Raw genomic sequence first — 20,681 nt, 5'->3', positions numbered from 1 at the left:
GGCTTTTAACGGACAAGCAGGCGTAGTCAGCACCACCGAAAAACTGACACGGTTTCCTTCAATCACCACATCTTCGATCATGTTTAAGGTAACCAAATCCTTTTTCAAGTCGGGGTCTTCCACATAACTCAATGCTTTTAAAACTTCTTCCCGTGTAATACTCATTATTTTGTTGGATTTTTGTATGATAAAAACAGCATTTTCTCCGTTCTCGATAAAAATAAAAAACTGCTGCAGAACAATTGACAGCAAAAAAGATTAATTAGTTTTAGCCAAAATTTACAGATGCGCCGTTTAAACCGTAAATATCTTAAAATCGGTCTTATTGTTCTTGTTTCTTTGCTGGTACTTCTCTCGATAGCAGGATTAATTGCTTATTCTAAACGGCAGGTTTTGCTTGAAAAAGCCTTGAACAAAGCTAAATTAAAAGCCAGTACCGAGTATAATTTAGATGTAAAAATAGGTTCGGCCAGCTTTACCGGCCTTACAACGGTTAACCTGAAAGACATTACGGTTGTACCTTTTGAGCGCGACAGTTTATTGAAAATCAAACATTTTCAAGTTAGCGTAAAAGTGTGGCCGCTACTTTTTGGAAACGTAAAGCTCTCTACCATCATCATGGAAGACGGCAAGCTCAATTTAAGCAGCATAAAAGGAGTACGCAACTACGAGTTTTTGTTTCGGAAGAAAAGGGACAGCACCAAAAAATCAAGTGCGAACCTGGCCGATTTTGCGCATAATTTGATGACGCAGTTTTTGTACAAAATCCCGGATGACCTTAACCTAAGCAACTTTGATATTGCTTTTCATGACGATACCAACCGCTTGAACCTGCAAATCCCGAAAGCGGTGATTGAACGCGGCAAGCTGTATTCTACTATCTTGGTGAACAATGGTTACGCAACCTGGCATATTGCCGGCAACGTAAATACTTCGGATAAAAACGTTGCCTTGAAATTATATGCCGATAACAAAAAGGTAGAACTTCCTTTTATCCAAAAAAAGTACGGGCTGAAACTCAACTTTGACACCATCGGCACCGAATTGAAAAAAGAAGGGCAAAGCGGCGATGAAACGCAGATTTATAGTTCGTGTTTTGTGCGAAATTTGCTCATCAACCATCCAAAAATCGCTTCAAATGATATTGTTGTGCCGAGTGCTTCTATTGATGCCAATGTTTTTGTAGGTGAAAATTATGTTTCTGTTGATAGCTCGTCGGTTATTCACCTTAAAAATGTTTCGGCCAGTCCGTTTATCAAAATCACGCTTAAACCAACCAAAATTTATGAGCTGAAACTGCGTACCGATTGGCTGGATGCGCAATCGCTGTTCAACTCTTTTCCAAGCGGTTTATTTGAATCTTTGGCCGGGATCCGCGTTTCCGGGAAGTTGAAATATGGGTTGAATTTTTACCTCAACACAAAAGACCCGGCTAACGTAAAGTTTGATTCGGGTTTGCAAAAAGAGAACTTTAAAGTGCTGCAATATGGCGAAACCGATTTGACCAAACTGAACCAGGTTTTTGTGTACACGCCTTACGAAAAAGGCAAACCGATGCCGCCAAGAACGGTTGGTCCTTCCAATCCTAATTTTACGCCTTTAGACCAGATTTCGCCAAACCTGCGTTATGCGGTGATGACGGCGGAAGATCCTTCGTTTTACCGCCATCACGGCTTTGTGGAAGAATCCATCCGGAAATCCATCGCCACAGATTTTAAAGAAAAACAGTTTAAACGTGGCGGAAGCACCATTTCGATGCAGTTGGTGAAAAACGTTTTTTTAAGCCGGCAAAAAACGCTTGCCCGAAAAATTGAAGAAATATTAATCGTTTGGATCATCGAAAATAATGGCGTGAGCACTAAAAACCGGATGCTGGAAGTTTATTTCAACATCATTGAGTGGGGAAGGAATGTGTACGGTATTGGCGAAGCCTCGCGCTATTATTTCGGCAAATCGCCTTCGCAACTTACTATTGGCGAGAGTATTTATTTGGCCAGCATTGTGCCGAAACCAAAATCGGGTTTGTATTCTTTTTTGCCCGACGGCAGTTTGCGGCCGTCCATTCATGGTTATTTTAATTTAATTGGCCGGTTGATGGCTTCCAAAGGTTATACGCCGCCGGATTCATCGGCTTATGGTTTTTACACGGTTCGCCTTCGGGAAGCTTTGCGGCCGAAAATGGCACCTGTTGATACAATGGCCGTGGATAGTTTGAACCAGGAAGGTGATGCCGATGCTGGCGTGGGGCCGATGCAGCATTTAAACTTTTTACAGCGATTGTTTGGCAAAAAAGATACGGTAAAAGAAGCATCCGAGAAAAAAACGGTTAGCAAACCTGCTGCCGATACAACGGCCAAAACGCCAAAAGAAATCCGCATTGAAAAACGCGAGCAACGCCGCCGCGAAAAAGAAAAACAGCGGGAACTGCGAGACAAAGGCTTGATCTGAATTTTTATGCGGTAAAAGAAGCATTGGAGTTTTGGCGATGCTTCTTTTACCACATAAAATTTGTTGTAAAGCGTTTAGCAGCAAGCCTTTTTACGTTATGCAGCATTGGTTTTTACCGGACGAATATTTTCAAATTCTGGTTTCTTTATGTTTTTTTCTTCTTCCAGGTCATAATCGTCTTGCAATCCAAGCCAAAATTTTGCCGATGTTCCTAAATATTTCGCTAACCGTAATGCTGTATTCGCTGTAATCCTACGATTGCCTTTAAGAATTTCGCCAACTCTTGTCTGCGGAATAAACGTTTCTTTTGACAACCTGTATGCCGTAATCCCTAACGGGTCCAAAAATTCTTCTTTTAAGATTTCTCCCGGGTGTATATTTTTTAGCGTTTCCATAATTCGGCTTGTTAATGGTAATCTATGATTTCAAATGCATTGTCGTTTTCCCAATTGAAAATAACCCGCCATTGTTTGTTAATCCTAATGCTATAAAATTCTGACAGCTTTCCGTTAAGTTTTTCCAAATGATTGGCTGGCGGAACCCTTAAATCATTTAAGTTTTGAGCGTTGTTGATCATTCTCAATTTTCTTCTCGCAACGTTTTGGATATCGGTTGGAAGTTTTTTTGATTGAATTCCTTCCCAAACCCTTTCCGTTTCTTTACTGCCGAAACTTTTAATCAAAATCTAAAATTAATACTAACGTTAAAGGTAAGTAAATTATTTGCCAAAAGAAATCCGCATTCAGAAACGCGAACAACGCCGCCGCGAAAAAGAAAAACAGCGGGAATTGCGGGACAAAGGCTTGATCTGAATTTTTATGCGGTAAAAGAAGCATTGGAGTTTTGACGATGCTTCTTTTACCAACCTATTTTCTTGTACTTGAAATCACAAATTATGATTTCAAGTTATAGCGGTTTTATCCAAAAAAATTTTATTTCGATTACGGTTGATGATACTGTTTTTACCGATAGTTTTTCATCGTCATCCAGCCCAACCTTCCCGATCTAAACTTCTAAATTGTATCGCTTCTGCCAGATGTTCAATTTGGATGTCTTCCGCTCCGGCCAAATCGGCAATGGTGCGGGCAACTTTTAAAATACGATCGTAGGCACGGGCGCTCAAACCTAATTTTTCCATGGCTCTTTTCAGAAGTGCCTGTCCGGCTTCGCTGATTTTACAAACTTGCCGTACCATTTTTGAACCCATTTGTGCGTTGCAATGCAAATCCGGTTTTTCGGCAAAACGCTTTTGCTGGATTTCCCGGGCTTTGATCACGCGTTCGCGGATGGTTTCGCTTTTTTCAGATAACCTTTCTGAAGACAACTCGGAGAAATTGACTGGCGTTACTTCGACATGCAAATCAATCCGGTCTAACAACGGTCCGGAAATTTTGCTTAAATATTTTTGCACAATGCCTGGCCCGCAAACGCATTCCCGTTCCGGATGGTTGTAATAACCGCAAGGGCAAGGGTTCATGGAAGCAACCAACATAAAACTGGCCGGATAATCTACACTCATTTTTGCGCGGGAGATGGTTACTTTTCGTTCTTCCAGCGGTTGGCGCATCACTTCCAAAACCGTCCGTTTAAATTCGGGCAATTCATCCAGAAACAAAACACCGTTGTGCGCCAAAGAAATTTCGCCGGGCTGCGGGTTTCCGCCGCCGCCAACCAAAGCCACATCAGAAACGGTATGGTGCGGAGAACGAAAAGGGCGCACAGAAACCAGCGCATCGGCAGCAGCAAGCTTTCCGGCCACCGAGTGTATTTTCGTGGTTTCTAAAGCTTCTGATAAGCTCAGCGGCGGCAGGATAGAAGGCAAACGTTTGGCCAACATCGTTTTTCCGGCACCGGGCGGGCCAATCAAAATTAAATTATGGCCGCCGGCAGCAGCAATTTCCAAAGATCGTTTGATGTTTTCCTGTCCTTTTACGTCCGAAAAATCGGCCTCGTACAAACTGATGCTGCGGTAAAATTCATCGCGCGTATTTACCACTTCCTCTTCCAGCGGTTTGTCGCCGTTTAAAAAATCAACCACTTCGGTAATCGTATTCACCCCAAAAACTGCTAAACTATCTACAATCGCCGCTTCCCGTGCGTTTTGTTTTGGTAAGATGAACCCTTTGTAACCTTCTTTTCGGGCCTGAATGGCAATTGGCAAAGCGCCACGGATAGGTTGTAATCCGCCATCCAAAGACAATTCGCCCATGATAAGGTATTTGTCCAATTCAGCAGGAACAATTTGTCCGGAAGCCGCTAAAACGCCAACCGCAATCGTTAAATCGTAAGAAGAACCTTCTTTGCGGATATCAGCAGGCGCCATGTTAACCACAACCTGTTGTTTGGGCATGTGGTAATTGCAGTTTTTTAAGGCCGATTTTACACGGAAATAGCTTTCTTTAATCGCGTTGTCCGGCAAACCGACGACGTAATATTTAGTGCCGCCGGTGATGTTTACTTCTACCGTAATGGTGGTAGCTTCGATACCGTAAACAGCACTGCCAAAAGTTTTTACAAGCACAGGAAACAAGATTTAAAATTCCTGTAAATTAACTAAAAATTAATAATAGTAACAGCAAGAAGAATTACACTAAAAAAGTAGTGCTAAAAGAAGCATGTTCAAATTCCTTTTTTCTGAGGAATGCTTCTTTTACCGCATAAAAAAAGCCGAAACTTTCGTTCCGGCTTTCAATTTCTATCTGCCTTGTTTGGGCATGTTTTTCATCATTTTGGCCATTTGGGCGGGGTTGCTAAATTGCTTCATCATCTTCCGCATATCGTCAAACTGTTTGATCAAGCGGTTCACTTCTGCCAATTCGTTGCCCGAGCCTTTTGCAATGCGCATGCGGCGGCTTTGGTTGATGATGTCCGGGTTTTCTTTTTCTTTTGGCGTCATGGATTGGATGATGGCTTCGATAGATTTAAAAGCATCGTCCTGAATATCAATATCTTTCATCGCTTTTCCAACGCCGGGGATCATGCCCATCAAATCTTTCATGTTGCCCATTTTTTTGATCTGCTGGATCTGGCCATAAAAGTCGTTGAAGTCGAACTTGTTTTTGCGGATTTTCTTTTGCAGTTCCGCCGCTTCTTTCTCGTCGAATTGTTGCTGCGCACGTTCAACCAAAGAAATCACGTCGCCCATTCCTAAAATCCGCGACGACATCCGGTCCGGGTGAAAAACGTCCAGCGCTTCCATTTTTTCGCCCGTACCGATAAATTTGATCGGTTTGTTTACCACGGATTTGATAGACAAAGCCGCTCCACCGCGTGTATCGCCATCTAATTTGGTTAAAACGGCTCCGGTAAAATCCAAACGATCGTTAAAAACTTTAGCTGTGTTTACCGCATCCTGGCCGGTCATCGCATCTACCACAAACAAAATTTCGTGCGGGTTTAATGCTTTTTTTACCTGCTCAATTTCCACCATCATGGCTTCATCAACAGCCAAACGGCCAGCGGTATCAATAATTAAAACGTTATTGCCGTTTTGTTTTGCCTGCGCCAAACCTTCCAAAGCAATCGCAACCGGATCTTTTGATTCTAAATTGGCATAAACCGGTACACCAATCTGTTCGCCCAAAACCTTGAGTTGCTCAATGGCAGCCGGACGATAAACGTCATCCGCAACCAACAAGGGCTTTTTACCTTTTTGTGTTTTGAGGAAAAGCGCCAGCTTACCCGAAAAAGTGGTTTTACCGGCACCGTTTAAGCCTGCAATCAAAATGATGGTTGGCGTAGCCGGAAAAGTCAATTCGGCAGTTGTCCCGCCCATCAATTGCGTCAGTTCGTCGCTCATGATTTTGGTGAGCAACTGGCCGGGCGAAATGGAAGTCAGTACGTTTTCGCCCAAAGCCTTTTGCTTCACTTCATCGGTAAAAGCTTTGGCGGTTTTATAATTAACGTCGGCATCCAGCATGGCTTTGCGGATTTCTTTCATGGTTTCGGCCACGTTTATTTCCGTGATCGAGCCTTGTCCTTTTAAAACCTTGAATGCGCGGTCGAGTTTATCCGAAAGATTATCAAACATCTTTTAAAATCAATTTAAATAGAACACAAAGTTAGGGTTTTGAAGCAATCTATGCCAGTAGAATTAATTAACCTATAAAACATAAAAAACAATTTTAGGAAATTTATCTTATTATTAAGAGCCCCATTCCAATTTCTTTTATAAAAATTTCCGGTACTTCTTTTATGCCTATAAATTCTGTACGGTGTACAAAACCGGCACAAGAAAATATTTGGTTTAGTGATTTTTATGCGGTAAAAGAAGCATCGGAAATAATCAAAAAGCTGTTAAAAAACTTCTAACTGTTTTTCACCTCATTATATAATTTATGAACAAATTGTTTACACTTGTTTTGTTGATGTTTGTTGTTGCAAAAGTGAATGCGCAAAATGCTGACAGTTTAAAATTGAAGGTATTTATTGATTGCCGCACAGGTTGTGATCTTGATTTTATCAAGACTGAAATTCCGATTATTGATTTTGTGTTGGATAGGGTTGCTGCGGATGCCCATGTTCTTGTTACCACACAGCCTATCGGGAGTGGAGGAAATCAATATCAACTAAATATTTACGGACAGCACAAGTATAAAAATATCAGCGATACACTTACGTTTAATACAACTGCCAACGCCACTGCTTCGGAAACCCGGCAAAAATTATTGCAGCATCTAATGCTCGGCCTGTCTCCTTTGGTAGCAAAAACGCTCTATTCCAAAACAATCAAAATAAGCATGAAAGATGAGGCAAGCGCCAAGGCCGTAATTTCTGAAACTGGTAAAAAGGACAAATGGAATTTATGGGTTTATAACGTTTCGGCAAGCGGGAGCATAAGTGCCGAACAGATTTATAAAAACAACGTGCTGAGCTCAAATTTTTCTGCCGACCGTATCACCAATAAATTAAAGGTACATTTTAACCTGAACGGCAACTTGCACAATTCTACCTTTGATTACGACACGGTTAAATACACCGTAAAAAACACAGACTACAACTTTTACCATTACCTTTCAAAGTCTTTTAGCCCGCATTGGAGTTATGGTTATCAAACAAGTTTTTCTAACAATACATTTAACAACATTAAAGGTTCGGTATATTTTGGCCCGGCCATCGAATTTAATGTTTTTAAATATAAGGATGTAAACGACCGGTTTTTTGTTCTCCGCTATGGCCCTGATGTTACCAATAACCATTATTACGACACCACTATTTTTAACAAACAAAAAGAGGTAATTTATGGCCAGCGGTTTTCGGCAGCACTAATTTTGAACAAAAAATGGGGGACTTTTAATACCGGTGTTTATTACCGTAATTATTTACAAAACAGCAAGCTGAACTCAAAAGGTATAAATATGCAGGCCAATGTAAAAGTAACAGGCAGCCTTACTTTTTTTGTAAACATAGATGCCAACATCGTACACGATCAGATAAACTTGGTAAAAAGTGGGGCGACAGAACAAGAGGTATTAACCCGGCAGCGGCAACTGGCATCAAGTTATAACTATAATACTTCTTTCGGTTTAAATTTCAGGTTTGGCAGTATCCTGAACAATTTTGTAAACCCAAGCTTTCAAAGCTATCATGGCTTTTAAGCTGCTCAAGGGAGATGCTTCTTTTACCGGGTAAAAATTGGTGTAAATGCGCTACCTGAAGGAAGGAAATTTATAAGTAATCCCTAATGCCAAACTTTGGTAGGCTTGAATACTGGTTGAAGTGTTCGGGTCGTAAAGCAAAGTCCCGTTAAGCGTTACATTGATCAACCTGTTGATTTTGGCAGTTAACGTGGCATCAATACGGTGTGTCATTTTAAATGGTGTATCGTAAGGAATAAATATCAGATAACGTGCCTTTAAGTTCATGTTTTTGGCAATGTCTTTATCAATATTAGAAACGATCTGAAAAGCAAGCTGGTTTAAAACATGTTTGCCAAAAAGGACACCGTAATTATTGTTTGCTTGGATGTTTCGGTCAAGCACAAAAGTTTGGCGGGCCGTACCCGTACCAAAACGGGTGCTAAAATATGTAACCGGTTTATACTCAAAACCTATAGATTCGGTAAGGTAGCCGGGCGACATAAACCTGGAAATGAGCGTAGGCGCAACGTTTACATCGCTGGAATAATTAAAACCTTCATCAAACTGCGACTCAAAACTGAGCGAGCCGTAAAAATTCCAATGTTTGGCAAAATTGATGGAACCTTTATTGTCCCAAAAAATGCGGTCGTTGGTTTTGCGCTGTATCTGCCCGCGGTTTTTTAGTTTTCCGTAAAGCAAAATGAGTTCCGAAGTAAAATCTTTCCCTTCTTTGTTGTACTCGGTTTTGTAATCAAAATTAGTCCCTACGGCGATAGAACTGATCCCGCCGCCACTCCAATTGTTGCTAAAAGCCGATTGGTTGAGGTTAAAGCCGAAGATGATGTTTTTGCGCCAGTAGCTCACTTTATAATCCAGTTCTGGTACCGGGATATATTCTGGCCGAAGGTTTAACGGTTGTAGGTGTACCGGCAGGATATTTTTTCCGGGTTCAATGCGGTAACGGTTGAGCTGGTTGGTGTCAATTTTAACGGTATCGGTTCTAACGGTATCTATTTTAACAGTATCAACCTTTACCGAATCAACTTTTTGGGCAATGGCTTTCTGAAAAACAAGCGATAAAAGAAGCATCAATACAAAAACCGGAAGCCTGCGCATAAGGCACAAAGAAAAGCAAAAAAGGTTTTTTTCAGAAGAAATCTTCAACCTAAACACATTTAATTTTTAAAGTATCTGATCCAGGAAAACAGTTTTCTGTGCTTTAAATAATCCGGGAAAGCATCGTTGGCGTAAGCTTCCCGTTCAAAAACGATGTTCATGTAAGCTTCGTGGTGATTGTTGAAAATGGTACGGTTGTACAAATAATTGATGAGGTAAAAAAAGTAAAAAGGCAAAACCAATAGCTCAATTTGCTGCCGCAGATGGATGATTTCGTGACAGATTATAACTTCATCAAACTTTGAAGATGCTTCTTTTACCAGTATAAAAGGGAAAAGTGCCATACCGTTTGCCGGCAGTTTCGGAACAACTAATACGGGATACCGCCACTTCATTTTATCGTATCGGATGGTTGTAAAGGGGCCAGAAAATAGTTTGACGGGTTGCGCCTGAACCGGTTGTAACTGGATTTGATGTAGGAGATGAAATCGTAATCGTTTAGCATCACCACCAAATTGTAATCGGGCCGGTAGCGGTACATAAAACTGGTCAACTGTTCGCCTTTTAATCCGGTAATGGAGCCAACAATAATCGGGTTAAAACGATCGTCCACCACTTTTGCTTTGTAGTCCCGGTCTATAATTTCGCGCAGTTTGGTTGCATTCCGGCCGCGCCTGCTCAACATGTTGTAAATGGCGTCAATCCCAATCCCGGCACCGTTGCTGCCAACCGTTAACAAATCTTTATTGGCCAAAACACCGTAAGCCTGGCTAAATTCTTTTTTATTGGCATCGCGCTGTTTTTCTGCCGTAAGTACCGAATCTTTGATGGTTACTTCGCGCAAAACAATGCTGGAGCGTTTTAAATAAACCGGTAAAGTTTGTAGCGCTGTTACCTTAACGGTATCGTTAAAATAACCAGTTTTAGCAAAGATGAGCACATCATTTAAACGGACGTTGACGGTAAACTCACCTTTTAAATTGTTGTAGATATTTGCTTTTGTGCGCGTATTGGTTACAAAAACTTTGGCAATACGCTCTTTGGTATTGTAATCAAATACAATTCCCTGGATTTGCTTTTCCTGTGCGTAAACCTTTCCGAAGAATACAAAAAAGCAAAAAAGCCATAGCCAATATCGGATCATTATGATACAAAACTACCTTACTGAAATGATATTTTGCATTGCCTTAACATTTATTAACCTCTTAATGCGCGATGATGAGCTGCTGGCCGATTTTGATCTGGTCATCGCCGATGGAATTCAAAGCTTTCAGTTCATCAATTGTTAAATTAAAACGCTTGGAAACATTGTACAACGTGTCGCCTTGTTTTACCTGGTACATTTTGTTTAGCGGAACAAATTGCGGTTTTACAGCAGCAGGCGTTGCAACCGAAGTAATCTGCTTTAAAGAATCTTTGCTGTTTTTACCGATGTTTTTATTGATTTGCGCCAAAACGCGGTCTTCCCGTTTAATTTTCTGGTAATCGGTTTCGCTCATATCGTACTGGTCCAGGTTGTATTTTTTGATCAGGTTGATCAAAAGCTGCGGATATTGCGGGTTGGTTGCATAACCGGCCGCTTTTAAACCTTTTGCCCAGCCTTCGTAATCGTTTTTATCCAGCTCGAACAAGGGCGCATAACGTTTTCTTTTCAAAAATTCAGAGTGATCGCGGAAGGAACTTTCCGGGTTATCGTAAACGCGGAAACAATCGTTGATCTTGTCGTCGTTTTTGAAATACGATTTTCCTTTCCAGTCCGAAGTACATTTAATACCAAAGTGGTTATTGGCCACAACTGCCAGTTCGCCGTTTCCGTTTCCCGATTCGAGCAAGCCCTGCGCCAAAGTAATACTGGCCGGGATACCGTAAGTATTCATTTCCTGAACGGCAATACTTCGAAAACGGTCTATGTACTGGCCAACATCGCCAAAGGTAGTGTAATGGGCAATGGCTTCTTTGTTAAGCTTTTGTACTTCTTTGTTGTTGCGTGTTGCCTGATGATTGGTAATCCCTTTTTTCCTGGATTTGCAGGAAACAATAATCACCAACAGGATAAAGAATGCCCATTTTTTATACATAAAAACAGTATTGAGTGGGCAAATATAAATTGTTTTTGAAAACCGGATGAAGCATCAATTTACTTAAACGTAATTATTGTGCTTCAAGTTCGGGCTTTTCGTCTAAACTGTTTAACTGGAATTTTTTAATGAGCGAGAGTACCTGTGCAGACCACCTGCTGCTGCTGGCGTAGCCGCCGCGCTGGATGCCTTTTGCCCAGCTTTTGTAATCGAAAGAATCGAATTTATCGGCCAGGTTTCGTTTTGATATGATGCGGGCAAAGTCTTCAAAAGATTCCAGAACAGAATCATACGTTTTGTAGGAATGCCTTCCTTTCATGCCAAACTGATTATTGTTTTTTTGCGCCAGCTTGCTATTTCCGCTTGCAGATTCGTGCATGGCAATGGCTAAAGTAACGCTGGCCGGGATTCCGTAATCGTGCATGATACTTATGGCAGCATCTTTGTACTTCTCAATATAAGATTGTGAAGTGTTTTGGGCTTTTGCAAAAAAGCCCATAAATAGCATCAACGGAAGCAAAAATTTCTTCATAATTGTTTTTTTCGGATGATCATCAGTCCGTCCCTAATCGGCAGGATCAAATTTTCTACCCGTGTGTCCACAGTTATTTTATCATTAAATTCCCGGAGCAAACGCATATCGTTCTCCTGGTTTTTAGGGTCTAATATTTTACCTTTTCGTAAAATATTGTCCACGATTATTAAACCACCGGGCCGGATATTGTCGAGTATTAACTCGTAATATTTGTAATTATTGCGTTTATCGGCATCAATAAATACAATATCAAATATTTTATGCGATAATACAGCAAAAATATCAAAAGCTTCACCAATATATAGCTTAATTTTATTTACGTAACCAGAGGCGAAAAAGTTGCTTTTTATGCGTTCTTCCAGTTCCGGGTTGGCTTCTATAGTATAGATTTCGCCGTTTTCGGCCAGCCCTTCTGCCAGGCAAATGGTTGAATAACCGGTAAAAGTACCGATCTCCAATACTGTTTTTGGCTGCATTAATTTGCTGAAGAAACTTAACAACCGGCCTTGGTAATGGCCCGAAATCATGTGCGGCCGTAGTACTTTTAAGTGCGTTTCGTGGGCAATTTTTTGCAGTACCGGTGGTTCCGGGTCGCAATGTGTTTCGAGATAGGCTTGCAGCAAATCGGATGTGAAGTCCATCCGCCAAAGATATAAATTTCAAAATAGTAGTCAACCTGTCTGTTTTTTGGTGCAGATGCTTCTTTTACCGGTTGTTTTTTTCGAGGTACGATTGTAAAATAATTATTGCTGAGATTGTATCAATTGTAGATTTGTCCTGCCGGTCAATTTTTTTCATGCCGCTTTGCGCAATTACCGCCGAAGCCATTTTAGAAGTGAAACGTTCATCCAGCATTTCTATCGGAATTAATGGAAAATTCTTTTTCAAAATCGTAACAAAACCTTTTACCATCGGTGCCGATTGTGATGGCGTTCCGTTCATTTGCTTCGGTTCTCCTACCACAAATTTCTCCACTGCTTCTTTTACTAGATATTTTTTAAGGTATTCTACAATGTCTTTTGGGTGGATGGTTTCCAGTCCGGTTGCAATAATTTGCAAAGGATCGGTAACGGCAATGCCGATGCGTTTGGTGCCATAATCAAAAGCCATAATTCGGGGCATACTGTTTTTATCGGGTAAAAATTGGTGTCGGTTTTTAGGTGAAATTGTAAAGCGCACATCAAATATATCATCTGCCGGGCTATCAAAAGCAATTTCTCGTTACTTATTCCTATTTTGCAACGATGCAGTTTAAAGAAATCGTTGGACAGGAAAACATCAAGCAAAAGTTGCTAACTACGGTTAAAGAAAACCGGGTTAGCCACGCGCAACTGTTTTTAGGGCCGGAAGGTTCGGGCAGTTTGGCGCTTGCGGTTGCTTATGCGCAATACATTTCCTGCGAGAACAAATCGGATAATGATTCCTGCGGCGAATGCAATTCCTGCCGCAAATACCAAAAACTGGTGCACCCGGATTTGCATTTTTCGTATCCGTTTTTTGCGAAACACAAAGACAATACAGCGCTCACTTTTATAGATCAATGGCGAAAAGCTTTCCTCAAAAATCCATATTTAAATTTGGATGAATGGCGCACGTATCTGGAAGCCGAAAACAAACAGGCCAACATCAACATTGCCGAATGCCACCAGATTATCCGGAAACTGAGTTTTAAGCCGTTTGAATCAGAATACAAAATTCTGATTATGTGGCTGCCCGAATATTTGGACAAAGAAGGCAACACGCTTTTAAAAATTATCGAAGAACCGGCGCAAAAAACGCTTTTTCTTTTGGTTGCCGAATCGCAGGATGATATTTTAAATACGATTCTTTCTAGAACGCAACTGGTTAAAATCCCGGCATTAAAAGATGCAGATGTGCAAACTTATTTGGAGCAGCACCATCAAACCGAACACGTGGCCGCACAAATTGCTTACCTCAGCAATGGTAATTTAACGGCGGCACTGCATATGATCAGCCGTGATGACAGCAGTTACCATGAATTTTTTGCGCGATGGTTACGTCTGTGCTTCACCAACGATGGTTTAAAGCTGATTGATTTTACCGAACAATTGGCCAAGCTGGGCCGCGAAAACCAGAAGAACTTTTTGCAATACGGCCTATGCTTTATCCGCGAGTGCGGGATGCTACTTTCAGGCGCCGGAAGTTTGGTCCATCTGCCCGAAAAAGAACTGGTAGTGGCGCAAAATATGGCGGCCAAAGTACTTACTTTAGCGATGGTGGAAGTGATTGCAGATGAGCTGGATAAAGCGCATTATCACGTGGAGCGGAATGCGAATCCGCGGATATTGTTTTTAGATGTATCTTTGCAACTGGTCAAGATATTAAAATTTAAAACGTTCCCGCAAGGGACTCAACATATATTGTATTAATCATGGGATGTGGAAGTTGTTCCTCAGGCGGCGGATGTGCGCCTGCAGGCTGCAAAAGTAACGGCGCTTGCCTTACCAATGGCTGCAGCAAATTAGATGTTTACGATTGGCTTTCCAACATGGATATGCCATCCAATTATAGGCCTTTTCAAATAGTAGAAGTAAAATTTAAAGGTTCGCGCAAAGATTTTTACCTCAACAATGATAACCTTTATTTAGAAAACGGCGAACTGGTAGCTACCGAAACTACCACGGGCGGTTTTGATATTGGCCATGTTTCGATCACTGGCGAGCTGGTGCGCATGCAAATGGTAAAAAAGCATGTAAAAGAAGCAGAGGTTACCAAAAAGATATTCCGAAAAGCGACGCCTGCAGATGTAGATAAATGGAAAGCGGCGAAAGAGCAGGAGTGGGAAACCATGCATCGTGCCCGTAAACTGGCTTTAGATCTGAACCTTTCAATGAAGATCAGCGATGTGGATTATCAGGGCGATAAAACCAAAGCTACTTTTTATTATACGGCCGAAGGTCGGGTTGATTTTAGGGAACTGATCAAAAAAATGGCCGAAGCTTTCCGGATCCGTATCGAAATGCGGCAAATCGGAATGCGGCAAGAAGCCAGCCGTTTAGGCGGAATTGGTTCTTGTGGAAGGGAATTGTGCTGCTCAACCTGGCTAACAGATTTTAAAACGGTTTCTACTGCGGCGGCACGTTATCAAAACCTGTCTTTAAATACGTTAAAATTGGCCGGGCAATGCGGCAAGTTAAAATGCTGCCTCAATTACGAATTGGACAGTTACATGGATGCGTTGAAAGATATTCCTGATGATGTGCATATTTTGCGCACCGAGAAAGGCGATGCCCGTTTGCAAAAAACGGATATTTTTAAAAAGCTGATGTGGTTTAGCTATCCGAAAGAAGAAAACTGGGTGCCAGTGCCAATAAAAGAAGTACGTGAAATTCAGCGAATCAATAAAAGTGGCGAGTTAGTGCCGGATTTAGGCGAAGGAAAAGCCGCAGAACTGACACCAACCGTGAAAGCTTTTGATTATGAAAACGTAGTCGGGCAGGACAGTTTAACGCGTTTAGACGATCGTAGCAACGCCAACAAACGCAAAAAGAACAATAACAACCGCAACAAACCAAAACCAACTGTGGCTGATCCTGCTGCACAAAAACCAATAATTCAGGTGGTAAAAACAGTAGTGCAGGTTAAAGCGGTGCAGCAAAACGTACCTGTTGTGCCGGCAGAAGGCGCGGCCGTAGAAGCACGTGAAGGCGGACCAAACCGCAGGCGCAACCGCCAGCGGCCAAACCGAAACCCGAACAACCCAAACAATCCGAATCAGCAAAACAACAATAAAACGGAATGATTAGGCGGAAGCTTTTTTTGAATACTGTTTTTATCGGTATTTTTTTGATGTTCCTGGCTTGCAACGAGCCGGGGACTTTGATTGATCAGAATACAGAAATCAGCAACCACAACTGGTCTTATACAGATAAAATTAAAACTGATGTTAAGATCAGCGATACTATGCAGCCGTACAATATCTATTTCAACTTCCGCCATTCTGCCGATTACCGGTACTCCAATATTTTTGTTCTGGTGCATCAAACCAGTCCAAACCATCAAACCAAAACCATTCGCTACGAATTCAAATTAGCCAATCCAGACGGCGAATGGCTGGGCAATGGCTCAGGGGATTTGTATAATTACCGCTTACCGTTGCTTACCAATTATCGTTTTCCTACGCCAGGAACTTATTCGTTTACTGTTGAGCAGAATATGCGCGATAACCCGTTAAGGGAAGTTGCGGATGTGGGTTTACGGGTGGAAAGGGCGAAGTAAACCCTAAAATTTTTAAATTTTGAACGAGGGTAAAAAAGTTGATTTTTTACCCTCGTTTCTTTTTCGAAGGTAAAATTTGCCCTTGTTATTTTCCATTTTTATTCATTTATTTAGATTAAGATTTTAGGTTGTGTTCTCAAATGTATGATGGATTTCTTTTGGTTAAAAAAACAGATAAATCAGAATAGATTATTTCAATTTTTATAGCTAAAAATAGTTGATACTTTGAAGAAATATTACTGGCTTTTACAGCCATCATACATTTGAGAACAGTACCAGATTTTACATGAAATGGATTTGAGATTAGAAGCTGAGTTTAGTAAAACCGATTTGACAAAGCATATCGATTCTCTTAAAAATCGAATAGAGCAATCACGGCCATTACCGCAGGAAATTGAAGATAAAGTAATGCAAAAGCTGCGTTTAGAATGGAATTATCATTCGAACGCAATAGAAGGAAACCGTTTAAATTACGGCGAAACGGTTGCTTTTTTAATGACCGGAATTACGGCAAAAGGCAAATCTTTAAAAGACCATTTAGATATCCGCGGGCATAACGAAGCAATTCTTTTCCTGCTTTCGATTGTAAAAGACAAACGTGATTTTACTGAAACTGATATTCGTGCTTTACATGAAATGATTTTGGTAGAACCTTATGATTCTCCGGCCCAAACTGCTGATGGAACGCCAACCAAAAAGCGGATTACTTTAGGCGAATATAAAACATCGGCAAACCATGTAAAAACAGTTACCGGAGAAACACATTACTACGCTTCTCCTGAAGAAACCCCTGCAAAAATGCAGGAATTGATGAATTGGTACAGACAGGCAAGTGTAAATCAGCAAATTCATCCTTTAGTTTTAGCTGCTTTATTTCATTACAAATTTGTTTCGATCCATCCTTTTGATGATGGCAATGGCCGTCTATCGCGCATTTTAATGAACCTGATTTTAATGCGAAATGGTTTTCCGCCGGTTGTTATTAAAATGGAAAATAGGCAAAACTATTATGCACTTCTTAATCAAGCAGATACTGGTAATTACTGGCCTTTTATAGAATATATTGGTGATTATTTAACCACTTCTTTAAACTTGTATTTCAAAGCAATTGAAGGCGAAGATATTGATGAAGCAGAAGATATTGATAAGGAAATTGCGCTGTTTAAGTTAGAAATTCGAGGAAAAGAATGGCTAAAGGCGAAAAAATCAAACGAAGTTATTGAACAGATAATGATTGAAGAATTAGATCCTTTCTTTAATAAGCTCATCAAACGCATTTCTCAATTTAAAGAATTTTTTTTTAGCACAAGCTTTAAAGTGATAACCAAAAAAAGAAACGTTTATGAGTATGATTATGAAAAATATAATTTAAAAAAAATTATAAATTTTATCAAAATGGATGATAAAGTTAATTTAAAACTCCTACAACTTTTAGATGAAGAGGAAGAAAAACACACTTATGCTTCTATAATTTTTATGATAAGCTTAAATGAATTTAAAAGCCTTAATAAAAATTTTAGTATTTTTTACACTCTCAACTTCGTTTATAACGAATATAATTACACTATTAGCGAAGAAAAAAATAATTTCTTCTTAACTAAGCTTTACCATGAAAATTTTTTAGAAGAAGAACAAACTAAACTTCAAAAAAATATAATACAAGACATCAAAAATAATATTCAAAAAAATCTCTAAACTCTCATTTACTAAAATTACTTTTGATAAAATTTTTAGTAAATGAACACCATTCTCCTCGTTGCCGTTTTGGTCATTTTGCTGGTTGCTGTTTTTATCCTGCTAAAAAAAGCATCGCCTGCAACTACTTTTTCTGCGGAGGATTTTACGCGTTTGCAGGAGGAGAATATCCAGTTAAAAATAAATCTCGCAAAAGCGGAAGAACGTGCAGCCAACCTGCATCAGGAAAAAGAAAATATCAGTTTGATGCTGCGTGAAGAACAAGACCGTTTAATTGCCGATTTGGCCGAAGAACGCGAAAGCCACAACGAAACCAAGCAACATTTAGAACGCAGCAATGCTTTTTTTACGGCACAAAAAGAGCAATTAGATCAGCAGAAACTGGAAATGGAGCAAACACGTCAGCACTTTCAACGCGAGTTTGAGAACGTAGCAAACAAAATTCTCGACGAAAAAACCCAGAAATTTACAGAATCCAACAAAACGAGTATGGATTTGCTGCTCAATCCGCTAAAAGAAAATATCAAAGCTTTTGAAGCGAAAGTGGACAAGGTTTACAAAGATGAATCCAACGAACGTTTTACGCTGAAAGGAACGATTGACGAACTGATCAAACAAACTAAAATCATCCAGGATGACGCCACCAATCTCACCAAAGCTTTAAAAGGCGATACCAAAATGCAGGGAAACTGGGGTGAAGTGATTTTAGACCGTGTGCTGGAAGCTTCGGGTTTGGTGGAAGGCGAGAGCTACACCAAACAAGGCAAAAACATGAATTTGACGGACGATTTAGGCAATCGTTTCCAGCCGGATGTTATCGTTCATTTGCCGGAAAATAAACATTTGATTATTGATTCTAAAGTTTCGCTGATTGCTTATGAACGGTTAGTAAATTCGATTTCCGAAGAAGAAAAAGTAAGGCATATAAAAGCGCATATTGATTCCGTAAAAAACCATATTTCGGGTTTAAGCGCTAAAAGTTACCAGAATTTGAACGGCTTAACTTCACCGGAATTTGTGCTGCTTTTTGTGCCGATCGAATCTTCGTTTGCCATTGCCATTCAGCACGATCTGGAACTGTTTGAATTTGCCTGGAAAAAGCGCGTGGTTTTGGTTACGCCTTCCACTTTGCTGGCTACTTTAAAAACCATTGCTTCCGTTTGGAAACAGGAACAGCAAACCCGAAATGCCTTGGATATTGCTACCAAAGCTGGTTTGCTGTATGATAAATTTGTTGGTTTTACCGAGGATATGAAAAAAATCGAACAGCATATTGACGGTAGTAAAAAAGCTTACAACGATGCCTTTAACAAACTGACCACCGGCAGCGGCAACTTAACCGGCCGTGCAGAAACACTACGAAAATTAGGTGCTAAAAACAGTAAAGCCTTGGATCAGAAATTGTTGATTGATGAAGAATAAGCTAATACTTCTTTTACCAGTACTTTTTTTACCTCTGCTTAATAGCATCAATTTTAATAACAGAGATATTATTGGATAGAAGTCCGCAACTATATTTCGTATTTAACAGTTGATAGCTCACAATTACCGGAAGTTTATCTTTTTGAAAATCAATAGGCAAATTATCCGCATGATAACTGGCACTGGAATCATCAATTTTAATCAGAAAACCACACCCATCTGTTGCAATACCTCCTGTAAAAGTGATCGTTGCCGGAACATTTTCTGCCGTTAACCGATCTGATTTTTTACAGCTTGTAGTTGCAAAAATCAGTAAAACAAAGGCAATCAATAGCTTTTTCATCATTCGTTTTTTTAGCAATACGTGCTTTCTTGTACAAACGCTACAAAAAATATCACTTATTAAAAGCGTTCCAGCCCTGTGCTTTCAACTCATGCACTTTGCCAGATTTAGAAACCAAATTACAGCCCGCAGCAGGCTCGGTAATATGGCCGATGATCGTAATGTCGGCATCGTATCTGATCTTCTCGTAATCGGCTTGTTTAATGGTGAAAAGCAGTTCGTAATCTTCGCCACCGTTTAATGCACAAACGGTAGGATCGAGGCCAAATTCCCGGGCAGTTTCGTAAGTCATTGGGTCAATCGGGATTTTATCTTCATAAATCGTGCAGCCTTTATTGCTTTGCGTGCAAATATGCAGCATTTCGGAAGCCAAACCATCCGAAACATCAATCATCGAAGTTGGCTTAACCTTTAATTCTTTTAAAATAGAAATGATATCGCCGCGTGCTTCTGGTTTTAACTGGCGTTCTACAATGTAATCTTTGCCTTCCAAATCCGGCTGAATGTTTGTGTTAGAAAGATAAACCTGTTTCTCGCGTTCCAGCAATTGTAAACCCACATAAGCGCCGCCCAAATCGCCGGAAACACAAATTAAATCGCCTTCTTCAGCTGTGTTTCTGTAAACAACATCAGCTTCATCGGCATAACCAATACTCGTTACGCTAATGACCAAGCCCTGTTTAGAAGAGGAAGTATCGCCGCCAATCAAATCCACCTTGTATTGCCGACAAGCTAACAACACGCCTTCATACAATTCTTCCACGGCTTCTAACGGAAATTTACTGGATATTCCCAGCGAAAAAGTAACTTGACTTGCCGTGCCGTTCATCGCATAAATATCGCTTAAATTAACCTGTACGGCTTTAAAACCCAAGTGTTTAAGCGGCACGTAAGCTAAATCAAAATGCACGCCTTCCAGCAATAAATCGGTAGAAATCAAAGTTTTCTTTCCTGCAAAATCCATTACTGCGGCATCATCGCCAATACCTTTTACCGAGGTTTTATCCAGTAATACAATATTTTTGGTGAGGTGACTAATCAGGCCAAATTCACCTAAACTCACTATCTCTGTTTTTTCTTTGTTATCAAACATTATTTTTTTGATTTGATTACACGAATTTTTAAAAGATGATTCCACAGATAGAAAGAATGATTGATATTGATTTTTAAGTGATAAAAGAAGCATCAATATTTAAAAAAAATCAGTGAAATCAACTTGAATCGGT

Annotated in this window: 21 protein-coding genes; 7 read left to right on the top strand and 14 right to left on the bottom strand. The window is 40.3% G+C overall.

The genetic code is table 11. The features are described 5' to 3' along the window. On the bottom strand, nt 1-168 hold a 168-nt coding region (locus Q0192_RS04970), incomplete at its 3' end, for an iron-sulfur cluster assembly protein (RefSeq protein ID WP_299286990.1). A gap of 240 nt (nt 169-408) precedes the next feature. On the opposite strand from Q0192_RS04970, the gene Q0192_RS04965 reads away from it, so the two are divergent. Next, nucleotides 409-2,448, top strand: coding sequence for a biosynthetic peptidoglycan transglycosylase (locus Q0192_RS04965; RefSeq protein WP_366518137.1), 2,040 nt, complete (start codon nt 409-411; stop codon nt 2,446-2,448). Between the two features lie 95 nt (nt 2,449-2,543). Here the strand turns inward: Q0192_RS04965 and Q0192_RS04960 are convergent, their stop codons facing one another. From Q0192_RS04960 to ffh, 4 genes are all read right to left on the bottom strand, one after another. Further along, a complete protein-coding gene (locus tag Q0192_RS04960; RefSeq protein WP_299286981.1) occupies nt 2,544-2,843 on the bottom strand; it encodes a HigA family addiction module antitoxin in 300 nt (99 codons plus the stop codon). An 11-nt stretch (nt 2,844-2,854) separates the two neighbouring features. After that, a complete protein-coding gene (locus Q0192_RS04955; RefSeq protein ID WP_299286978.1) occupies nt 2,855-3,130 on the bottom strand; it encodes a type II toxin-antitoxin system RelE/ParE family toxin in 276 nt (91 codons plus the stop codon). A 300-nt stretch (nt 3,131-3,430) separates the two neighbouring features. Then, entirely contained in the window at nt 3,431-4,969 is a 1,539-nt protein-coding gene (locus Q0192_RS04950) for a YifB family Mg chelatase-like AAA ATPase (protein ID WP_299286987.1), read from the bottom strand. Between the two features lie 174 nt (nt 4,970-5,143). Continuing rightward, a complete protein-coding gene (ffh, locus tag Q0192_RS04945) occupies nt 5,144-6,478 on the bottom strand; it encodes a signal recognition particle protein (RefSeq protein ID WP_299286975.1) in 1,335 nt (444 codons plus the stop codon). Between the two features lie 307 nt (nt 6,479-6,785). On the opposite strand from ffh, the gene Q0192_RS04940 reads away from it, so the two are divergent. Beyond that, on the top strand, nt 6,786-8,045 hold the full coding sequence (locus Q0192_RS04940; protein WP_299286972.1) for a hypothetical protein: 1,260 nt from the start codon (nt 6,786-6,788) through the stop codon (nt 8,043-8,045). A gap of 51 nt (nt 8,046-8,096) precedes the next feature. Here the strand turns inward: Q0192_RS04940 and Q0192_RS04935 are convergent, their stop codons facing one another. The 7 genes from Q0192_RS04935 to ruvX form a co-directional block, all read right to left on the bottom strand. Continuing rightward, nucleotides 8,097-9,143 (bottom strand): DUF3078 domain-containing protein, encoded by a 1,047-nt coding sequence (locus tag Q0192_RS04935; protein WP_299286969.1) that lies wholly within the window; start codon nt 9,141-9,143, stop codon nt 8,097-8,099. Nucleotides 9,144-9,202: 59 nt separating this feature from the next. After that, a complete protein-coding gene (locus Q0192_RS04930) occupies nt 9,203-9,538 on the bottom strand; it encodes a hypothetical protein (protein WP_299286966.1) in 336 nt (111 codons plus the stop codon). Further along, on the bottom strand, nt 9,535-10,287 hold the full coding sequence (locus tag Q0192_RS04925) for a hypothetical protein (RefSeq protein WP_299286963.1): 753 nt from the start codon (nt 10,285-10,287) through the stop codon (nt 9,535-9,537). Before Q0192_RS04925 ends, Q0192_RS04930 begins: the two co-directional genes overlap by 4 nt. Nucleotides 10,288-10,348: 61 nt before the next feature. Continuing rightward, nucleotides 10,349-11,221, bottom strand: coding sequence for a glucosaminidase domain-containing protein (locus tag Q0192_RS04920; protein WP_299286960.1), 873 nt, complete (start codon nt 11,219-11,221; stop codon nt 10,349-10,351). A 73-nt stretch (nt 11,222-11,294) separates the two neighbouring features. Beyond that, nucleotides 11,295-11,753: a glucosaminidase domain-containing protein gene (locus Q0192_RS04915; protein WP_299286957.1), complete on the bottom strand. Its 459-nt coding sequence runs from the start codon at nt 11,751-11,753 to the stop codon at nt 11,295-11,297. Next, the gene (locus tag Q0192_RS04910) at nt 11,750-12,397 is read right to left on the bottom strand and encodes an O-methyltransferase (protein ID WP_299286954.1); all 648 of its coding nucleotides are present in this window, start codon (nt 12,395-12,397) and stop codon (nt 11,750-11,752) included. Before Q0192_RS04910 ends, Q0192_RS04915 begins: the two co-directional genes overlap by 4 nt. Nucleotides 12,398-12,461: 64 nt before the next feature. Beyond that, the gene (ruvX, locus tag Q0192_RS04905; protein WP_299286951.1) at nt 12,462-12,878 is read right to left on the bottom strand and encodes a Holliday junction resolvase RuvX; all 417 of its coding nucleotides are present in this window, start codon (nt 12,876-12,878) and stop codon (nt 12,462-12,464) included. A gap of 122 nt (nt 12,879-13,000) precedes the next feature. Here ruvX and Q0192_RS04900 point away from each other — a divergent pair, with 122 nt between their 5' ends. From Q0192_RS04900 to rmuC, 5 genes are all read left to right on the top strand, one after another. Continuing rightward, entirely contained in the window at nt 13,001-14,146 is a 1,146-nt protein-coding gene (locus Q0192_RS04900) for a DNA polymerase III subunit delta' (protein ID WP_299286948.1), read from the top strand. Between the two features lie 2 nt (nt 14,147-14,148). Continuing rightward, the gene (gene ricT, locus Q0192_RS04895; RefSeq protein ID WP_299286945.1) at nt 14,149-15,519 is read left to right on the top strand and encodes a regulatory iron-sulfur-containing complex subunit RicT; all 1,371 of its coding nucleotides are present in this window, start codon (nt 14,149-14,151) and stop codon (nt 15,517-15,519) included. Further along, nucleotides 15,516-15,995, top strand: coding sequence for a gliding motility lipoprotein GldH (locus Q0192_RS04890; protein WP_299286942.1), 480 nt, complete (start codon nt 15,516-15,518; stop codon nt 15,993-15,995). Before ricT ends, Q0192_RS04890 begins: the two co-directional genes overlap by 4 nt. A 291-nt stretch (nt 15,996-16,286) precedes the next feature. Beyond that, nucleotides 16,287-17,690: a Fic family protein gene (locus tag Q0192_RS04885; protein WP_299286939.1), complete on the top strand. Its 1,404-nt coding sequence runs from the start codon at nt 16,287-16,289 to the stop codon at nt 17,688-17,690. Nucleotides 17,691-17,732: 42 nt separating this feature from the next. Beyond that, entirely contained in the window at nt 17,733-19,112 is a 1,380-nt protein-coding gene (rmuC, locus tag Q0192_RS04880) for a DNA recombination protein RmuC (protein ID WP_299286936.1), read from the top strand. A gap of 28 nt (nt 19,113-19,140) precedes the next feature. On the opposite strand, the gene Q0192_RS04875 is transcribed toward rmuC, so the two are convergent. Together Q0192_RS04875 and thiL are read right to left on the bottom strand one after the other, a co-directional pair. Next, nucleotides 19,141-19,458 (bottom strand): hypothetical protein, encoded by a 318-nt coding sequence (locus Q0192_RS04875; RefSeq protein ID WP_299286933.1) that lies wholly within the window; start codon nt 19,456-19,458, stop codon nt 19,141-19,143. Nucleotides 19,459-19,507: 49 nt separating this feature from the next. Beyond that, the gene (gene thiL / locus Q0192_RS04870) at nt 19,508-20,548 is read right to left on the bottom strand and encodes a thiamine-phosphate kinase (RefSeq protein ID WP_299286930.1); all 1,041 of its coding nucleotides are present in this window, start codon (nt 20,546-20,548) and stop codon (nt 19,508-19,510) included. Nucleotides 20,549-20,681 lie beyond the last annotated feature (133 nt).

This window comes from uncultured Mucilaginibacter sp., assembly GCF_937859865.1.
Taxonomy (GTDB): Bacteria; Bacteroidota; Bacteroidia; order Sphingobacteriales; family Sphingobacteriaceae; genus Mucilaginibacter_A.
Note: the sequence above shows the minus strand (reverse complement) of the source record. Positions and strands in the feature narration are given on the sequence as shown.